The sequence below is a fragment of the Curtobacterium sp. MMLR14_010 genome (assembly GCF_001865015.1).
Classification (GTDB): Bacteria; Actinomycetota; Actinomycetes; order Actinomycetales; family Microbacteriaceae; genus Curtobacterium.
The window spans coordinates 261,968-280,936 of sequence record NZ_MJGV01000002.1 but is presented as its reverse complement, the minus strand read 5'-3'; the positions used below and the strand labels follow the sequence as shown (position 1 = coordinate 280,936).

General features: G+C 71.7%; 15 protein-coding genes. 6 read left to right on the top strand and 9 right to left on the bottom strand.

The features are described from left to right. Window positions 1-43: 43 nt before the first annotated feature. The 3 genes from BIU98_RS01470 to BIU98_RS01460 all read right to left on the bottom strand — a co-directional run bounded on the left by BIU98_RS01470 (window position 44) and on the right by BIU98_RS01460 (window position 5,857). A complete protein-coding gene (locus BIU98_RS01470; RefSeq protein ID WP_071270234.1) occupies window positions 44-1,480 on the bottom strand; it encodes a mechanosensitive ion channel domain-containing protein in 1,437 nt (478 codons plus the stop codon). After that, window positions 1,477-3,726, bottom strand: coding sequence for an adenylate/guanylate cyclase domain-containing protein (locus BIU98_RS01465; RefSeq protein ID WP_175481259.1), 2,250 nt, complete (start codon window positions 3,724-3,726; stop codon window positions 1,477-1,479). The genes BIU98_RS01470 and BIU98_RS01465 overlap by 4 nt, the downstream gene beginning before the upstream one ends. Window positions 3,727-3,994: 268 nt before the next feature. After that, a complete protein-coding gene (locus tag BIU98_RS01460) occupies window positions 3,995-5,857 on the bottom strand; it encodes an ABC transporter ATP-binding protein (protein ID WP_071270231.1) in 1,863 nt (620 codons plus the stop codon). 161 nt (window positions 5,858-6,018) lie between these two features. Here BIU98_RS01460 and BIU98_RS01455 point away from each other — a divergent pair, with 161 nt between their 5' ends. Further along, window positions 6,019-7,446, top strand: a complete 1,428-nt coding sequence (locus BIU98_RS01455) for an APC family permease (protein WP_071270228.1) — start codon at window positions 6,019-6,021, stop codon at window positions 7,444-7,446. 4 nt (window positions 7,447-7,450) lie between these two features. On the opposite strand, the gene BIU98_RS19680 is transcribed toward BIU98_RS01455, so the two are convergent. From BIU98_RS19680 to BIU98_RS01430, 5 genes are all read right to left on the bottom strand, one after another. After that, entirely contained in the window at window positions 7,451-8,371 is a 921-nt protein-coding gene (locus BIU98_RS19680) for a hypothetical protein (protein WP_071270225.1), read from the bottom strand. A gap of 327 nt (window positions 8,372-8,698) precedes the next feature. Then, window positions 8,699-9,082 carry a 50S ribosomal protein L7/L12 gene (rplL, locus tag BIU98_RS01445; protein WP_071270222.1) on the bottom strand — a complete coding sequence of 128 codons (384 nt, stop codon included), beginning with the start codon at window positions 9,080-9,082 and terminating at the stop codon, window positions 8,699-8,701. Window positions 9,083-9,133: 51 nt separating this feature from the next. After that, window positions 9,134-9,649 (bottom strand): 50S ribosomal protein L10, encoded by a 516-nt coding sequence (gene rplJ, locus BIU98_RS01440; protein WP_017888663.1) that lies wholly within the window; start codon window positions 9,647-9,649, stop codon window positions 9,134-9,136. A gap of 310 nt (window positions 9,650-9,959) precedes the next feature. Beyond that, complete coding sequence (locus BIU98_RS01435; RefSeq protein ID WP_071270219.1) at window positions 9,960-11,465, bottom strand: cell wall metabolism sensor histidine kinase WalK; 1,506 nt, start codon at window positions 11,463-11,465, stop codon at window positions 9,960-9,962. Window positions 11,466-11,469: 4 nt separating this feature from the next. Then, on the bottom strand, window positions 11,470-12,204 hold the full coding sequence (locus tag BIU98_RS01430) for a response regulator transcription factor (protein WP_217635646.1): 735 nt from the start codon (window positions 12,202-12,204) through the stop codon (window positions 11,470-11,472). A gap of 110 nt (window positions 12,205-12,314) precedes the next feature. On the opposite strand from BIU98_RS01430, the gene BIU98_RS01425 reads away from it, so the two are divergent. The 5 genes from BIU98_RS01425 to BIU98_RS01405 all read left to right on the top strand — a co-directional run bounded on the left by BIU98_RS01425 (window position 12,315) and on the right by BIU98_RS01405 (window position 17,923). Next, window positions 12,315-13,388, top strand: a complete 1,074-nt coding sequence (locus BIU98_RS01425) for an acyl-CoA/acyl-ACP dehydrogenase (RefSeq protein WP_071270574.1) — start codon at window positions 12,315-12,317, stop codon at window positions 13,386-13,388. After that, entirely contained in the window at window positions 13,385-14,734 is a 1,350-nt protein-coding gene (locus BIU98_RS01420; RefSeq protein WP_254787754.1) for a PIG-L family deacetylase, read from the top strand. The genes BIU98_RS01425 and BIU98_RS01420 overlap by 4 nt, the downstream gene beginning before the upstream one ends. Continuing rightward, window positions 14,731-15,456, top strand: a complete 726-nt coding sequence (locus tag BIU98_RS01415) for a glycosyltransferase family 2 protein (RefSeq protein ID WP_071270210.1) — start codon at window positions 14,731-14,733, stop codon at window positions 15,454-15,456. Before BIU98_RS01420 ends, BIU98_RS01415 begins: the two co-directional genes overlap by 4 nt. 122 nt (window positions 15,457-15,578) lie before the next feature. After that, window positions 15,579-17,114: an ABC transporter permease gene (locus BIU98_RS01410; protein WP_071270207.1), complete on the top strand. Its 1,536-nt coding sequence runs from the start codon at window positions 15,579-15,581 to the stop codon at window positions 17,112-17,114. Window positions 17,115-17,221: 107 nt separating this feature from the next. Beyond that, a complete protein-coding gene (locus BIU98_RS01405) occupies window positions 17,222-17,923 on the top strand; it encodes an ABC transporter ATP-binding protein (RefSeq protein ID WP_071270571.1) in 702 nt (233 codons plus the stop codon). A 99-nt stretch (window positions 17,924-18,022) separates the two neighbouring features. On the opposite strand, the gene BIU98_RS01400 is transcribed toward BIU98_RS01405, so the two are convergent. After that, entirely contained in the window at window positions 18,023-18,961 is a 939-nt protein-coding gene (locus BIU98_RS01400; RefSeq protein ID WP_071270204.1) for a hypothetical protein, read from the bottom strand. Between the last annotated feature and the right edge of the window lie 8 nt (window positions 18,962-18,969).

Below are 18,969 nucleotides of genomic sequence, written 5' to 3'. Positions count from 1 at the left end.
AGGCGGCGCACCTCCGCGCCACCCAGGCATGCGACGCCCGGTGTCAGCCCTCCAGCGGGGCGGGAGCGCGCATCGACTCGGCGTGCGTCGTGACCGCGGCTGAGACCTCCTGGCGACGCCGGTCGATCACGTCGCCCATGTCGCGCGCGAGCGCCGGGGTGGTCCGGACGATCTGGTCCAGGGCGGTGGCGGGGACGACCAGCACCGCGACCTCGGTGAGGGCCACGGCGGTCGTGAGCAGCGCCTCCCGGGTCAGCGCCGTCTGCTGGATGTAGTCGCCGGCCTCGACGCGCGTCGCCGGGAGCATGGCGTCCTCGAACGGGACCCGCAGGTCCACGCTCCCCGACAGGATGAACCGCACCGCCGTCGGCACCGTGCCGACCGTGGAGATGACCTCGCCGGCCGCGTAGCGCTCGAGCCGCACCAGCGGCGCGAGGGCCTGCGCGTCGTCCCCCGCCAGGTGCAGCGTCGGGGAGATCGACTGCAGGGCGGCGTCGCGACGCTCGTCGGTGACGAAGTCGTCCGTGGCGTCCCCGTCGAGGCCGAGCCCCGCCCGCCGCGCCGCGTACCAGAGCCACATCCGGAAGGTCGCCAGCGCGGCGCCCTCCTGGGACGGCCCGCGCACCTCGAAGGCGATGGTGTAGGCCGTGCCGCCCTGCGGCGACGCGCTCGGGGCCGTGCCGGGCACGAGCTGGGGCAGTGCGGACGCGACCCGCTGGAGCAGGGCGACCACGGCCGCCGGTGGGTCGTCCGTCGTGAACGTGACCTCCGTCGAGACCGGGAACGTGCCTCCCGTCCGGCTGAGGTTCGTGAACGACGCCCCGGCGAGCGTCGAGTTCGGGGTGATGAGGATGCCGTCGCCGGTCTCGATGTGCACCGACCGCCAGTTCACCTCGACGACCCGGCCACGCGTCCCGCCGACGTCGAGCCAGTCCCCCAGCCGGAAGGGCTGCTCGAAGAGCAGGAACAGGCCCGCGATGACCGGGCCCACCGCGGACTGCAGCGCGAGGCCGATGACGAGCGAGCCGACGCCGAGGGCGGTGAACACGCCGCCGACGTCCGCGTTCCAGACGATGCGGAACACGACCGCCAGCCCCAGGGCGATGAGCACGATCCGACCGATGTCGACGAAGATCGACGGGATCTTCTCGCGCCAGCTGCCCTTCCGTGCGTTCGTGAACAGCATGATGTTCAGGCCGTTCAGCACGAACACGATGACCAGGAAGCCGAGCACGGTCGCGATGACCCGGTTCACCGTCAGTTGCTCCGGGTCCACCGCCTGCGTGACCTGCACGGACAGGATGAGGATCGCGATGAGCGGCACGACCGCGTTCCGCAGCAGCCCGACGATCCGGTGCAGCTCGTTGCCCCGCCGCTGCAGGTGCGACTGCAGCTCCGTCAGGACCAGCAGCACGACGGGCAGTCCGACGATCACGGTGATCGCCGGCCAGAACCAGCCCTGCTCCCAGAACGCGGTCATGCGCCCGTCCCCGTCCGCTCGAGCTTCCAGACCCGCTGCGGGCCGGCCTGCGTCTGCACCTCGCCGACGTCCCGCGCGCTGCCCGGGTCGCCGAGCTTGTCGACGACCCGCTGCGTGGCGTAGACCCCCGGCGACGGTGCGATGCCCTGCACCCGGTACGCCAGGCTGACCGCGTCGCCCCACATGTCGTAGACGATGCTCGACCGTCCGACCAGGCCGCTCGTGACCGGGCCGGCGTCCAGGCCGGCGCGCAGGGCGACGGACGAGCCGTGCTGGGCGTTGAACCGGTCGAGGACGCCCTGCGCCTCGGTGACGAACTCGACGACCCGCCGGACGTTGTCGACGCGTGGGACGCTGAGGCCGCAGCTCGCCAGGTACCCGCTCCTGGTGGTGCGGACCCGCTCGATGCCGTGGCGGGTGGCCGCCTCGTCGAACGAACGCCACACGTCGTTCACGAGCGCGAGCGACTCCTCGGCGTTCATGCTCGCCGCGAAGTCGTCGAACCCGATGACGTCCGCGTAGACGACGGCGACGTCCTGGTGGTCCTCGGCGATCGTCTCGTCGCCCTGCTTGTACCGACGCGCGACCTCCTCGGGCATCAGCGTGAGGAGCATCGTGTCGTTCTGCCGTCGCTGCTCGTCGAGCAGGTCCTGCTTCACCTTCAGGCTCCGGCTCATGTCGTTGAAGGACAGCCCGAGGTCACCGATCTCGTCGCCCGGCTTCGCCCGCACCTCGACGCCGATCTCCCCCGCGCTCACCCGGTTCACCGCGGTCTGCAGCCGTCGGATCGGCCGGACGAACACCTGCGCCAGCAGCAGCGAGAGCAGGCTCACGAGGACGATGATCCCGACCAGGGCGAGCGCGATGTCCCGCGTGAACTCGTTCACCGGCGCGAAAGCCTCCGAGGTGTCCATCTGTGCGACCACCACCCAGCGCAGGCCGTCGACCTCGAGCGGGGCGTACGCCGCCAGGGTCTCCTTGCCGCGGTAGTCCTGCGCGATGACCGTGCCGGTCCTGCCCTGCAGCGCCCGGCTCACCGGCGTGGTGGTCACCTGCTGCAGGAGCACCGAGCCCTTGATCGCGACCTGCCGCTTCGCCGTCGACGGCGCCGTTCCCGCCGACACGACGTCCCGCTGGTACTGCGCCGGGTGCTCGATGAGCTGCCGCGGGTACGACCGCATCAGCTCGTCGTCGCCGACCAGGTACGACTCGCCCGTGTCGCCGAGCCCGTCGCCCTTCCAGCCCTCGTTGCCGGTCATCACCTGGTTGATCAGGTCGATGGGCACCTGTACCGCCAGCACGCCGATGACCTTGCCCTCGTCACCGACCGGGGACATCACCCAGAGCGTCGGGACGTTGAGGCTCGGCGCGTACCGCGCGAAGTCCGTCACCAGGACGGCGTCCGAGTTCGTCAGCTGGAGGGCGTCCCGGTAGCCCGCCGCCAGGTTCGAGTCGCGGTAGGGGCCGTCCTCCAGGTCCGTCCCGAGGTCAGCCCCCGCGTACGCCGAGTAGACGACGTCCCCGTCGGTGTTCGTCAGCACGAGGTCCTCGTACCCGGCCGACTCCACGGCCTGCCGGAAGTACGGCTGGTACTCCGCGTGCGCCGCCGACCACGCGCTGCCGTCGCCGGCGTCGTCCTGCTTGATCGCCTCGTCGTAGTCGTCGTACGGCGCCGTGTAGCGCGCCTGCAGGTAGGCCTGCGGGTCCCGCGTCGGCGCGAACTGCTGCGGATTGGCCGTCCCACCGCTCCGGGCGTCGAGCTGTGGCACGAAGGTGTCCTGGTACCAGTCGTCGACCTTGGTCGTGTCCGTGCTCGACACCGGGCGGTCCTGCAGGTCCTGCCAGCCCGAATCGAACGCCCGCGTCGCGCCGATGACGCTCGCGTTGCGGCTCTGCGACACGACCGTCTGCGTGAACTGCCCGAACGAGCGCTTGAGCTCGGTGATCCGGGCTTCGCGGAGGGACGTCACCTGGTTCAGCGCGGCTGACTCGAGGGACGACCGGCCGTTGACGTACCCGACCGCCCCGACCACGACGGCCGCGAGGATGCTCACCCCGAGCAGCATCACGAGGAGCTTGGACTGGATGTCGAGGGAGCCCGTGTTCCGGAAGCGGCGCCAGCGGCTCGGCCGTCGCGGTGCCCGCCCGGAGGCTGCGCCCGCGCTCGGGGCCGGTGGGATCGGGTCTGCCTCGGGCCCGAGGCCCGCCGGTCGGCCGTCTGGTGGGGACGGGGGGACTACGGTCACGGGGACTCCGATCGGGAGGCACTGCGCTGACTGGTCGTGCAGCGCCGCCATCGGCGCACGTCCATCCGTACCACGTGAGCAAGGCACATGTCTGGTGCGTGCGCACATCGTGACGGGACCGTCGGACAGGAGGCTCGGCGTCCGTCCGGCGGCCGCGCCTGCAGCGCCGGTCCGTGACGGGTCGCGTCTCCTGGGCGGACGGGCCCACTCGGGCGTCGGGTCCCAGGCGCGCCGCATCTTCCCGCGCCGCCGCTCCCCCGGCCGCGACTCAGACCAGGTCGGCCGGCGCGTTCTGCTGCTGGTGCAGCATCGCGTACGTCCCGCCGAGGGCGAGCAGTTCCTCGTGCGTGCCCTGCTCGACGATCTGCCCGTGGTCGAGCACGAAGACGACGTCGGCGTCGCGGACGGTCGACAGACGGTGCGCGATCGAGATCGTCGTGCGACCGCGCGCGGCGTTGTCGAGCGCCGTCTGCACCACCCGTTCCGAGATCGAGTCGAGCGCACTGGTGGCCTCGTCGAGCACCAGGACCGGCGGGTCCTTGAGCAACACGCGGGCGATCGCGATGCGCTGCTTCTCCCCGCCGGACAGCCGGTAGCCGCGCTCCCCGACGACGGTGTCGTAGCCGTCCGGGAACGAGGCGATGGTCTCGTGGATGTTCGCCGCCCGTGCTGCCTGCTCGAGTTCCTCGGCCGTGGCGTCGGGCTTGGCGTACCGGAGGTTGTCACCGATCGTCGCGTGGAACAGGTAGGTCTCCTGGCTCACGATGCCGATGTGCCGCATGAGGTCCTCGTGTTCGAGGTCACGGACGTCGGCACCGGCGAACCGGACGGAGCCCTCCGTGGCCTCGTACAGTCGCGGCACCAGGTAGGACACGGTCGTCTTGCCTGCCCCGGACGGCCCGACGAAGGCGGCGAACTGGCCGGGCTGGAGCTCGAAGGAGACACCACGCAGGGTCGGCTTGTCGGCCTCGCCGTCCGGGTAGGTGAAGGTGACGTCGTCGAACGCGACGTGACCGACCCGCTGCTCGTCGACCTTGCGCGCGGTCGGGGCGTCGGTGATGGCCGGCTTCAGGTCGAGGTACTCGAAGATGCGGGCGAACAGCGCCCCGGAGGTCTGCAGGTCCAGCACGACGCGGAGCAGCCCCACCGTCGGGAACAGGAGGCGTGACTGCACCGTCGTGAACGCCACGATCGTGCCGGCGGTGATCGGGACGCCCCCGAGGATCAGGTACGCCGCGACGAGGTAGATGATCGCCGGGATGATCGACAGGAAGATCTGGACGATCGCGAAGAACCACTGCCCGGACATCTGCTGTCGGACCTGCAGCGAGATCTGGTTGCGGTTCTCGTCGCCGTACCGGTGGGTCTCGCTGCGCTGCTGGTTGAAACTCTTGGCGAGCAGGATGCCCGACACGCTCAGGGCCTCCTGCGTGATCGCGGTCATGTCGGACAGCGACTCCTGCGTCTGCCCGGCGATCTTCGCGCGGACCTGGCCCACCCGGCGCTGCGCGATGACGAGGAGCGGCAGCAGGACGACCGCGACGATGGTCATCTGCCAGCTGAGGAGCAGCATCGCGACCACTGCGGCGATCACCGTCACGGTGTTGCCCAGCACGGAGGAGATCGTGTTGTTCAGCACGCTGGCGACACCACCGACGTCGTTCTGCAGACGCGACTGGATGACGCCCGTCTTCGTCCGGGTGAAGAACGCGAGCTCCATCCGCTGCAGGTGCGCGAAGAGCCGCATCCGCAGTGCGCCCATGACCTTGTTGCCGACCGTGGCCGTCAGGTAGGTCTGCCAGACACCGACGCCGGCGTTCGCGATCCAGAGCAGGACCATCGCGGTCACGAGCCAGGCCAGCACCGGCACGTCCGGGGTGCCGGACCGGGGGAACAGCCCTTCGTCGAAGGCCCGCTGCGTCAACAGGGGCGGGATCACGGACAGGGCGGCGCCGAGCAGGACGAGGGCCACGGTGAACCCGATCGACCGCCGGTGCGGCCCGAAGAGCCCGGCGATGCGGCCGAGCAGGTTCGGGATGCGCGGTGCCGCCGCGTTGGCGGCGCGCTGCGCGTCGAAGTCACCGCTCGAGATCCGCCCGCCGTGGCCTCCGCCACCACCACGCATGCTCATGCGAGCTCCTTCCGCCCGGCGCGACCGGACGGTCCGCTCACCCGAGCAAATGTAACCCCGTGGTCGGACATCGATCCGCCGCCGACGGCATCCTGTGGAATTGACCCCCATCCGGGGCCGTGCGAGCATGGCCCGTCCCGTTCCCCGCTCCACGAGGTCCCATGTCGTCCGCGCAGTCCCGCCCCGCCACGTCCCTCCGTCACCAGCTGGCCCGGCGCAAGCCGATCGACCAGTTGCAGGCCGAGGCAGCGGCCGGGGTCGACGGGAACCCGCTCCGCAGGACGCTCGGCGTGTGGCACCTGACGATGATCAGCGTCGGCGCCACGCTCGGCACGGGGATCCTCGTCGTGCTCGGCACCGCGGTCCCCCTCGCCGGGCCCGCCGTCTGGATCTCGTTCGTCGTGGCGGGCATCGCGGCGCTGCTGTCCGCCCTGTCGTACGCCGAGATGGCCGGCGCCGTCCCGACCTCCGGGTCGAGCTACTCCTACACGTACGCGACGATGGGCGAGGGCATCGCCTGGGTCTGCGGGTGGTGTCTCGTGCTCGAGTACGCCGTGTCCGTCGCCGCGGTCGCCGTGGGCGCGAGCGAGTACGTCGACGAGACCCTCAAGGTGTTCGGCACACATTTGCCCGTCGCCCTTTCGGCCCCTCCTGGTGACGGCGGCATCATCAACCTGCCGGCCGCTGTGCTGGTCCTCCTGGCGACCGCGGTGTTGCTGCCGGGTGCCCGTGAGAGCGCCTGGGTCAACACCCTCATGGTCGTCGTGAAGATCGCCCTGCTGGCGTTCTTCGTCGTCGTGGCCTTCACCGCCTTCCGCGCGCAGAACTTCGAGCCGCTCGCACCGATGGGCGCTGCCGGGGTCACCGCGGCGGCCTCGCGCTTGTTCTTCTCCTACATCGGGTTCGACGCGGCCTCGACCGCCGGCGAAGAGGCGAAGGACCCCCGCCGGGACCTCCCCCGCGCCATCATCGGCTCCATCGCGCTCATCACGGCGCTGTACATCCTGGTCGCCATCGCGGCGATCGGCGCTCGGTCGTGGACGTCGTTCTCCTCCACCGAGGCGTCGCTCGTCCGCATCGTCGTGGACGTCACCGGACAGCCGATCGTGGCGCTCGCGTTCTCCGTCGGCGCCGTGATCGCCATCGCCAGCGTCGTGCTGACGGTCCTCTACGGCCAGACCCGCATCCTGCTGACCATGGCACGCGACGGCCTGGTGCCGAAGGCCTTCGGGCGGGTGTCGAAGCGCACGGGCACCCCGGTCGTGAACACCCTGATCGTGGGCCTCGTGGTGACGGTCGTCGCGGCACTGGTCCCGCTCGGCGAGCTCGCCGACGCGACGAGCATCGGCACGCTGGTGGCCTTCGCGCTCGTGAACGTCTCCGTGATCATCCTGCGCCGGTCGCAGCCCGAGCTCGACCGCTCCTACCGGGTCCCGTTCTTCCCGGTCGTCCCGGTCCTCGGCACGCTGAGCTGCGCCCTGCTCGCGGTGTTCCTCGGCACGGGTACCTGGATCGCGTTCGGCATCTGGATGGTCGCCGGCGCAGTGCTCTACGCGCTCTACGGCCGCCGCCACAGCACCCTCCGCTGACGCGTCACGGAACGAGTCCGAACTGTCGGAACAGCGCGCGGAGCCGATCGGGGTCGACCAGGTGCCACCACCGCACGCGGATGAACCCGTTCACCTGAGCACGGATGCGGTCCTCCCGGATCTTCTCCTGCCACAGCACGTCCGCCGGTGTCCGTCCACCGGTCATCGCCGGGTCGGAGTACTTCTGGCGGCCATCGAACTCCACGACGAACCCGACCGACGGCAGCCAGAAGTCGACCCGGTCCACCGAGCCGTCCTCGCGCGGGAACTCCTGCTGCGCGACGACGTCCACGAACCCGAGCTCGGCGAGCCGTGCAGCGCAGAACGACTCTCCGACCGACTCGTGCCGGACGTCACTTGCTCGGAGCACACGCTCGAGATGCACACGGCCCCGAGCACCGTGATGCTCCACGAGTGACTCGACCTCCGCAGGGAGCAGTCCCTTCCGGTACGCGTCGTCGAGGAGTACCACAGCGCACGAGAACGTCGTGTCGTGCACGGCGCCCACGGCAGTCGCTGCAGCGCTGACGAGGCCGACACCGGCGAAGGTGTCAGCCGGTGGGACCTCGTCGTCGAACTGCGGCGAGGACCGCACCGTCACGCCGGAGATCTCACTCCGGGCTCGGCCTGTCTGCGTGACCTGCACCCTGTCCGGCCACCGTCCGATGTGCGCCCAGCCTCGGACGGCTGCCGCGGAGAGGTGCGAGATCGCGGCGTTGCACGGCAGACGCGGAGCCAGCGCTCTGATCAGGACGAGGTGTCGCGCTCGAGCGTCGAGGCCGTCCCAGTCATGGGGCCGGACGTAGACACCCGGCACCAGGCGCTGCAAGGTACCGGCCCTCGCCATCCGCTGGAACCGGCGCGCAGTGGTCCTGCCGGTCGACGCACGCCAGAGACGCGGTTCGTGTGCACTCTCGATCTCCATGCAACGAGCCTCGCTGCTCGTCCAGGCGCGGCGACGCCACGCGTCTCATCGGTGGAGAACACACTTCGCACGGTTTCCTGTGGAGGAATGGCCGCGCGACGGATGCGACATCGTCCCCGATGCTGCGACGCGCAATGAGCCGGAGGATGTCGCTCGATGACCGCGCATCAGATGCAGCCGCATCGGGCGACATCGAGGTGCCTGTTGCGCCGCGCGAACGCACGGACGATGTCGCTTTCGCCGAACCGCCCGCCCGCCGCACTACCCCGCACACGACGAAGGCCGCCGCCCCGAGGGGCAGCGGCCTTCGTGACCAGAAGGTCAGACTCAGACGAGCTCGACGGTCGCGCCGGCGGCCTCGAGGGATGCCTTCGCCTTGTCGGCGGTCTCCTTGTTCGCGCCCTCGATCACCTTGGCGTCGGGGGTCTCGACGAGGGCCTTGGCCTCGCCCAGGCCGAGCGACGTGAGGCTGCGGACCTCCTTGATGACCTGGATCTTCTTGTCACCGGCCGACTTGAGCACGACGTCGAACTCGGTCTTCTCCTCGACCTCCTCGGCGGGGGCAGCAGCGCCACCGACCGCGGCAGCGGCGACGGGGGCAGCAGCGGTGACCTCGAAGACCTCTTCGAACTTCTTCACGAAGTCCGAGAGCTCGATGAGCGTGAGCTCCTTGAAGGCCTCGATGAGCTCGTCCTGCGAAAGCTTCGCCATGATTTTCTCCTACTACTAGCTAGTGCGTGTGGTTGATGAACGCGTGCCTGGTCAGGCCGCGGACTCCTGCTTCTCGCGGAGGGCGTCCACCGTGCGGACGGCCTGCGAGAGGGGTGCCTGGAACAGGTACGCAGCACCGAACAGCGAGGCCTTGAGTGCGCCGGCGAGCTTGCCGAGCAGCACTTCACGGGACTCGAGGTCGGCGAGCTTGTCCACCTCGGTCGCGGTGAGCGGGTTACCGTCGAAGTAACCGCCCTTCACCACGAGCTCGGGGTTCGCCTTGGCGAATGCACGCAGCGACTTCGCGACGGCGACGGTGTCACCGTGGACGAAGGCGAGAGCGGACGGACCGGCGAGTTCGTCGTCGAACGACGAGATGCCGGCGTTGTTCGCCGCGATCTTGGTCAGCGTGTTCTTCACCACGGCGTACGTGGCGTGCTCACGGATCGAGTTGCGGAGCTCCTTGAGCTGCGCGACCGTGAGACCGCGGTACTCGGTGAGCAGAACGGCGTTCGAGCTACGGAAGGACTCCGTGAGCTCGGCGACCGCAGCTTCCTTGTTCGCCATGGTTCTCCTTGGGGGTCTTGCCGGCAGCCCCAGGTCCCACTGCAACGAACACAGCACATGAAAAAAGCTCCGGCGCAGAGGCTCGGAGCTGCTCCCCCGCAAGCGGATGGAGTGGTTCGGAACACCTGCGCGGGCTGCCTCATGATGGAGGACCTTCGACTGCTGTGCGAGCACAGCAGCAAACCGGCGGTCTTTGGCTTCGAGAACTGTAGCAGATGCGGTGGACGCCACCAACCCCCGGACGGGAGGCTCGGTGCCAGCCCGCCACGAGCCTCCCGTCCGGTGGGTGCGCACTTCCCGATCCGACCTCCTACGCGCGATCGGGCACGTCGGACCACGCGTCCGCAGCGGCAGGAGCACCAGCACCCGCAGGAGCCGCAGGACCCGCACCCGCAGCACCAGCCCCCGCCCGCACGGGCAGGTGCACCGTGAACACCGTGTCACCCGGGCGGCTCTCGACCCCGACCGTGCCGCCGTGCGCCTGCACGACCGCGTCGACGATCGCGAGCCCGAGGCCCGTCGACCCCGCCGTCCGCGACCGCGAGCTGTCGGCACGGGCGAACCGCTCGAACAGCTTCGGCAGGAACGCCGGGTCGATCCCCTGCCCGGTGTCCCGCACGGTCAGGTCGACGCCACCCGGGACGGCCTCGATGCCCACGGTGATCCGGGTGCCGTCGGGCGTGTGGGTCCTGGCGTTCGTGACGAGGTTGACGATGACCTGGTGCAGCCGGGCCGCGTCGCCGAGCACGACGACCGGGGTGGGTGGGACGTCGACCTCGATGACATGCTCGGGCGAGGCCGCGTGGGCGTCGTTGACGGCGTCGAGCACCAGCCCGGTCAGGTCGACGTCGTCGAGCTGGACCTCGCGGCCCTCGTCGAGCCGGGCCAGGAGCAGCAGGTCCTCGACCATCGAGGTCATCCGCAGCGACTCCGACTCGATCCGGCTCATCGCGTAGACCACGTCGGGCGGCAGGTCACCGCCCATGCGCCGCGTGAGCTCGGCGTACCCGCGGACCGACGCCAGCGGCGTGCGCAGCTCGTGCGAGGCGTCCGCGACGAACTGCCGCACCTTCTGCTCGGAGCGCTCCCGGGCCTGCATCGCGTTCCCGATGTGCCCGAGCATCCGGTTGAACGCGGTGCCGACGCGACCGACCTCGGTGCGCGGGTCGGTGTCCGGCACGCGGATGCCGTCGAGGGCGTCGCTGCGCTCCAGGGGCATCCCGGCGACGGTCGTGGCGGTCTCTGCGACGCGTTCGAGCGGCCGGAGGGAGCGTCGGACGGCGAGCGCGGCAGCCGCGGAGGCGACGACGAGCGCGAGCAGCATCACGACGAGCACGACGGCGAACAGCTTCCAGACGCTCTCGTACACAGGCGCCATGGGCAGCCCGACGACGAGCACGGCCGAGCCGACGGGCGCGGCGGTCACCCGGTAGCGGCCGAGGTCGGCGCCGAGGTCGACGGTGCGCGGCTGGCCGTCGACGCGCACGCCGCCGAGCGGTTCGACGGCCGAGGCGGCCAGGCTGTCGAGGTGGCCGTCGTCCTCGAGCACGCTGCCGATGACGGCGTTGCCGTTGAGGAAGTAGGCGGTCAGGGTGCCGGCGGCCTGCCCGGACGGACGGCCGATGTCGAGCCCCGGCCCGCCGGAGCCCTGCCCTTCGATCGACTTCTGGGCGCGGTTCGTGGCGTACTGCAGCTGTTGGTCGATCGCCGAGCGCTGGATCGAGAACAGCGCGACGATGCTGCCGGCGCCGATGACCGCGCTGACGGCCACGACGAGGGCGACGATGCTCAGGACGAGCCGGCGGCGCAGGGTCACGGGTTCAGACGACGGGCTTGATGACGTACCCGACACCGCGCACGGTGTGGATCATCGGCTGCTCGCCGGCGTCGATCTTCTTGCGGAGGTAGGAGATGTAGATCTCGACGACGGAGGACTTGCCGCCGAAGTCGTACGACCACACGCGGTCGAGGATCTGCGCCTTCGACAGCACGCGACGGGGGTTGCGCATCAGGAAGCGCAGGAGCTCGAACTCGGTGGCGGTCAGCTCGATCGGCCGACCGGCGCGGGACACCTCGTACGACTCCTCGTCGAGCACCAGGTCACCGACGACGATGCGCGAGTCACCCGCCTCGGAGATCGAGATCTGCGAGCGGCGGATGAGCCCGCGGAGCCGGGCGACGACCTCCGCGAGCGAGAACGGCTTCGTGACGTAGTCGTCGCCGCCGGCGGTGAGGCCGGTGACGCGGTCCTCGACGCTGTCCTTCGCCGTCAGGAACAGCACCGGGGTGTCGTCGTTGTTCTGGCGGAGCCGGCTGAGGACCTGCAGCCCGTCGAGGTCGGGCATCATCACGTCGAGCACCATCGCGTCCGGCTTGAACTCGCGCGCCTTCGTCAGGGCGTCCTGCCCGCCGTTCGCGCTCGTGACGTCCCAGCCCTCGTACCGGAGCGCCATGGACAGCAGGTCGGTGAGGCTGGCCTCGTCGTCGACGACGAGGATGCGCAACGGCGAACCGTCGGCACGCGTGAGGCGTGGGGCTGCGGAGGGCTGGGAGATGGTCACGTTCTCGAGTATCGAGAAGAGTCTATGAGTCGTCTGTGGAGCAGCTCGCGGCGGTCTGTGGATGATCTGTCACTCAACATGTCCACGTCCGTACGGTGGGCAGCATGATCCGTTCTGCTGCCTGGCCCGCCGACGCAGCTGCCGTCGACGTCGCCAGCCTGACGGCCACCGCGCTGGGCGCCACCGCACAGTCGGCCACCGCGCTGACCGCCACTGCCGGGAGGCCCGGCTCGGCCCCGTCGGACCGGCTCGCCGTCGCGCGCACGGTCGCCGCCGCCACACCGCCCCTCACCGCGGGCACGGCCGCCCGGTCCTTCGTCACGCTCGCGGCGGTCGCCGCGGCGGACGTCGCGCTGGCCCGGACCGTCGAGCCGCACCTGGACGCGCTCTCGATCCTCACCCAGGCCGGCGCCCCGGTGCCGGACGGGTCGACCTGGGGCGTCTTCGCGGCGGAGGGACCGGGGCTGCGGCTGGAGGCCGCCGACGACGGCCGCGGCGCCGGTGGTGTCGTGCTCGACGGCACGAAGCCGTGGTGCTCGCTCGCGTCGCAGCTCTCGCACGCACTCGTGACCGCACACCGCGGGGACGACCGGCAGCTGTTCGCCGTCGACCTGCGGCAGGACGGCGTCACCGCGCACGACGAGGCCTGGGTCGCGCGCGGCATGCCGGACGTGCCGAGCGGCCCGGTCGACTTCGACGGGGTGTCGGCCGTGCCGGTCGGCGACCCCGGCTGGTACCTGACCCGTCCCGGGTTCGCGTGGGGCGGCATCGGCGTCGCCGCGTGCTGGTGGGGCGGAGCCGTCGGGCTCGCCCGTGTGCTCCGTGACCACGCCGCTGCACGTCCGGACGCCGAGCTGCTCCGGGTCGCACTCGGTGCCGCGGTCGCGGACCTCGCCGACGCCGAGGACGCCCTCGCCGACGCCGCCGCCCGCATCGACGCCGACGAGGACGCCGACTGGCCCCTCGTCGCGCAGACCGTCCGCTCCCGGGTCCGCCGCGCGGTGGACGCCGTCCGGACGCGGGTCGTCACCACGATCGGCCCGGGACCGCTGACGTCCGACCCCGCCGTCGCGGCGCGGGTCGCCGACCTCGAGCTCTACGTGCTGCAGGACCACGGGGACCGGGACCTCGCGCGCATCGGCCGGATGGTCCTCGAGCGCGGCGGTGTCGCGTGGTGAGCTTCGACCACCGGGAGCCGGGCACCGCTCCCGAGGCCTGGACGACGTTCCTCGACACGCTCTCCCCCGACGCGGTCGACCTCGACGGGTACCAGGCGGTCGTCGTCGTCGCGCCGCACCCCGACGACGAGACCCTCGGCGCCGGCGGCCTCATCGCAGCTGCCGCCGACGCCGGGATCCCTGTGCACGTCGTGCTCGTCACGCTCGGCGAGGGGTCGCACCCCGACTCCCCCACGACCACCCCCGACGAGCTCGCGGCCGTCCGGGCCACCGAGTTCCGGGACGCCCTCGAGCTGCTCCACCCCGAGGTCACGGCGGGATCGCTCGGCGTGCCGGACGTCGGCCTCCGCGAGCAGCCGGACACGCTGCGGGACGCCCTGGTCGCCCGCCTCGACGCCACCCCCGGCCGTGCACTCCTCGTCGCCCCCTGGCGCGGGGACGGACACCGCGACCACCGCGTCGCCGGCGAGGTCGCCGAGGCCGTCGGTGCCGAGCGGCCCGACGTCGACCTGCTGTCCTACCCGATCTGGGCGTGGCACTGGGACGACGCCGCCGAGCCGGCTGCACCGTGGCCCACCGCCCACGCGCTCGCGCTCACCGACGACGTCCTCGCCCGGAAGCGCACCGCCCTCGCGGCCTACCGCTCGCAGGTGCTGCCGCTCTCCCCGGCGCCCGGCGACGAGCCTATCGTCGACGACCGGCACGCCGCGCACCACCTCCGCCACACCGAGTGGTTCTTCGGCGCACAGCGTTCTCGGTCCCGTGAGTCCTTCGACGCCCACTACGCCAGGAAGCCCGAGGGGTGGGACTTCGACGGCTCCTGGTACGAGCGTCGGAAGCGTGCCGTCACCCTGGCGGCGCTGCCCCGTGAGCGCTACCGGTCCGCGCTCGAGATCGGCTGCGCCACCGGCGTGCTGACCGCCGCCCTGAGCGACCGCGCCGACGACGTCCTCGGCACCGACATCGCCGCGGCCCCGCTCGAGCGTGCCCGAGCCCGAGCGCCGCACGCCCGGTTCCTGCAGGCAGCGCTGCCGGACGACTGGCCCGAGGGCACCTGGGACCTCGTCGTGATGTCGGAGGTCGGCTACTACCTCTCCCCCGACGACCTCGACCGGACGATCGACCACGTGGTCGCGTCGCTCGCGGACGACGGCGTGCTCGTCGCCTGCCACTGGCGGCACCCCGACGACGAGGCCGTCTCGAGCGGTGACGTCGTCGACGCCCGGCTCACGGAGCGCTGGCCGCGGCCCGCGATCGTCCGGCACGTCGAGGACGACTTCGTGCTGAGCGTCCTGCCCGGCCCCGGCGTGGTCTCCGTCGCCCGGGGCGAAGGACTCGTGCGGTGACGGACCCCCTCGGGTCGGCACCCGCCGAGGTGCTGCGCCGCATCGACGTCGTCGTGCCCGCCCACGACGAGGAGGAACGGATCGGCGCCTGCCTCGACGCGCTCGACGCGGCCGTGGTCCGCCTGGCCGTGGAGCGCCCGGACGTCCGGGTCGGCATCACGGTCGTGCTCGACGGCTGCACCGACGACTCGGCAGCGATCGTCCGCGACCACGGGGTCGACCACCTCGAGACCGCGCACGTCGGGGTCGGGCGTGCCAGGTCGCTCGGCGTCGCGCACGCCATCCGGGCGGCCGGCACCCCGGACCCGACCACGCAGTGGCTCGCCCACACCGACGCGGACTCGCGGGTCGACGAGGGGTGGCTCGTCCAGCAGGCCGACGCGCTCGTCGCCGGGTGGCACGTGCTGATCGGCGCCGTGGTGCCCGACCCGCGCGACCTCGACCCCGACGTCCTCGAGCGCTGGACCATCGCGCACCCGCCCGGCGCGGCGCTCGGCCACGTGCACGGCGCGAACCTCGGGGTGCTCGCCGCGGCGTACACGGCCCTCGGCGGGTTCGACCCCGTCCCGGAGCACGAGGACGTCCGCCTGGTCGAGCGCGCGCACGCGCTGGGGCTGCGGGTCGAGGCGACGACCGACCTCCCCGTCGTGACGAGCGGCCGCTTCGCGGGCCGCACCCCGGGCGGCTACGCGGAGCACCTCCGCCAGACCTACGCCCCATAGACGGTTCATCGGAAGGGCATGGGGCAGCCACTGGACGGCTGCCTAGCGTCTCCTCGGTCGGCCCCGCCGCGCATCCGGTGCGCGGACGGTGACCTGCATGCCGGCCCCCACCGAGGAGAACCATGTTCCTGACCTACCTCAGGCGCGAACTCACGAACCGCAGGAAGCAGACGGTCATCATCGCGATCGGCATGGCGCTCGCCATCGCCCTCGTCGTGATCGTCTCCTCGATCTCCAGCGGCGTGAAGACCGCGCAGTCGAGCGTCCTGCAGTCCGTGTACGGCGTCGGCACGGACATCACCGTGACCAAGACCGAGACCCCGTCGTCGACGAGCGGCGGGCGTCCGTCCTTCGACTTCGGCGACCAGGGCTCGTCGGGCTCCTCCGGCAGCACCGACCTGTCCCAGTCCCGCCTCGCCGTCACCCGCGGCACGTCCACCCTGTCCGCCGCGAACCTGGCGGCCGTCACGGCGACCGACGGGGTCGAGGCCGCCACGGGCGTGCTGACCCTCGAGAACAGCACGTTCTCCGGCTCGGTCCAGCAGGGCACCGACAGCAGCAGCGGGAGCAGCAGCGACAGCAGCAGCGGTGACGCGACTCGGCAAGCCCCCAGCGGAGACGCGGGGACGGGCGGCGGCTTCGGCGGCGGCTCGTTCAGCGTGGACTCCTTCACGGTCACCGGCATCCCGGTGTCCGGGGACACCGTCGGACCGCTGACGAGCACCGAGGTCACGACGGGCCGTGCGTTCCGGACGAGCGACGCCGGCAAGGACGTCGTCGTGCTCGACGCCGCGTACGCGAAGAGCGAGTCGAAGGCCGTCGGCGACACCCTCGAGATCGGCGGCACGGAGTTCACCGTCATCGGGGTCGTCGCCTCGACCGGGTCGGCGAGCACCACCGGCTCGAACACCTACGTGCCCCTCGACACCGCCCAGACCCTCGCGGACCTCGACGGCAAGGTCACCACCATGTACGTCTCGGCGACCTCGTCCTCCGACGTCGCCGCGGTGCAGACCGCCCTGCAGACGAAGCTCTCGAGTGCCACCGTCTCCACCGAGGCCGACCTCGCCTCGAGCGTGTCCGGGTCCCTCGCCACGGCCTCCAGCCTCGTCGCGAACCTCGGTACCTGGCTGTCGATCCTCGTCCTCGCCGCCGCGTTCCTCATCGCGATCCTCTTCACGATCTCCGGCGTCACCCGGCGCACCCGCGAGTTCGGCACGCTCAAGGCCATCGGCTGGTCGAACGGCCGCATCACCCGGCAGGTCGCGGGCGAGTCGCTCGTCCAGGGCCTCATCGGCGGGGTGATCGGCGCCGCCGCGGGGCTCATCGGCATCCTCGTCGTGAACGTCATCGCCCCGACGGTCTCGGCGAGCGCCGCGAGCACGACGACCCGCGGCCCGGGCACCGGCGGCATGCCGGGCGCTGCCGCGACGGCCGCGGCCGGCAGCGGCACGACCGGCGGGGCCCCCGCCGGCGGGTTCGGCGGCGGCGCGAGCACCGCGGCCACCACGGACGTCGTGCTGCACGCCCCCGTCACCGTCGAGGTGTTCCTCCTCGCGATCGGTCTGGCGGTCCTCGGCGGACTCGTCGCCGGCGCACTCGGCGGCTGGCGTGCCTCCCGGCTGCGTCCCGCCGAGGCCCTGCGGAGCGTCGCCTGATGCGCGCGACGTCCCAGTCCCACGAACCCCCGTCCCAGTCCCCCGAACCCACCGAAGGAGCCACCGTGACCACCACCGCGACCGCAGCCGGCACGGACGACCGTGGCATGGCCTCCCGGCCCGTCTACCGCCTGACCAACGTGAGCAAGACGTACGAACAGAAGAACCGGACCGTCACCGCGCTGACGGACGTCGACCTGGTGATCCCCGCGGGGCAGCTCGTGGCGATCCAGGGGCCGACCGGCGGCGGGAAGTCGACGCTGCTGCAGATGCTCGGCGCGCTGGACCGGCCGAGCGCGGGATCGGTCGACCTCGCCGGCCGTGACGTGGCGACGCTCGGCGACCGGGCGCTCACCGACCTGCGGGCGACCGAGATCGGCTTCGTCTTCCAGGGCTTCAACCTCATCCCGACGCTGACCGCGCTCGAGAACGTCGAGACGGCGTTCGCGGGTTCGCTGGCGAAGCAGTCCCGGCAGGAGGTGCGGCGCCGTGCGACCGACGCCCTGCAGGAGGTCGGCCTCGGCGAACGCCTGGACCACCTGCCAGCCGAGCTCTCGGGCGGGCAGCAGCAACGAGTCGCGATCGCCCGGGCGCTCGTGAAGGACCCGCGGGTGCTCCTGGCGGACGAACCGACGGGCGCCCTCGACGAGGGCACCCGTGACGAGATCATGGCGATCATCGAGCGGCAGTGGCGCGACCGCGGCCTGACCGTCGTGATCGTCACGCACGACTCGTGGGTCGCGGGGCGCGCCGAACGGCGGCTGCTCCTGCAGCAGGGGCAGGTGCGCGAGCTGCCGTCGCGTCCCTGACACACGGGCACTCCGGTGACCGCCTGGAGGCCGGGTGCCGGTCCACGAGACCGGCACCGGGCCTCCAGGCGGTCGCGTCCAGGCGCTCGGGCGGGACGCTCAGCCGGCGACGGGGTAGTCGCAGTACGCGAACCACGTCGAGTCCGGGGCCCACGGCGGCACGTTGACCGTCCCCTGGCCGCCCTCGAGCGCGACGAGCGTCTCGGGCAGGACCGCGATCCGGGCACCGCGCACCAGGGTCCCCGGCAGCAGCCGGAGCTCCACGCGGTGGTCGGCCGGGTGTCCCTGCACGCCGGGCTCGTACGACAGGTACAGCAGGTGCGAGCCGTCCGGCGAGACGTGCGGGAACCAGTTCACGCGGTCGTCGTTCGTGATCTGCACGGGGTCGCTCGCGCCCGGACGCTGGGCGACCAGCTGCGCGGTCCCCGGGGTGAAGCGCTCCGAGTTGTACACGAGGACGTCGTCGGCGAACGAGCAGCCGTCCGTCGGGTGCTCGTCCCGCGTCACGAAGGTGGTGTCCCCGGAGGTCGGGTCGACGAGCGCGACGTCGGTCGTCCAGACGCCGTCCTCGGACAGCTCACCCACGATGGCCGCGAGCGAGGAGCCGTCCGGCGTGACACCGTGCAGGTAGTACTTCCGGGCTGCGGGCAGCGCCGCCGACACGTCGGTGATGCGCTCGGTCGGGCCGCCGTCGGGCAGCGGCACGCGGTAGAGCTCGCCGTTCCGCGCGCTCACCACGACCGAGGTGCCGGACGGGTCGAGCACGTGGTCGTTGTTGATCTCGTCGACCCCGTCCATCGGCACGGGGACGAGCGCGGTCTCGTCGAGCACGGTGTCGTCCCCCGGTGCCGGCAGCGGCAGCAGCCACAGGTCGCCGTTGCCGTTCAGCACGAGGGTGTGGTCGTCGAGCACGTTCGGGGCCTCGACGAGCACCGTGTCGGACGCGAACACGAGCCGCGCGGTCCTCGTGGCGACGTCGTACACGTGCACGCGGCTGGTCTGTCCGGGCAGCAGCTGCCGCCCCCTGGTGTCGCTCATGCGTCCAT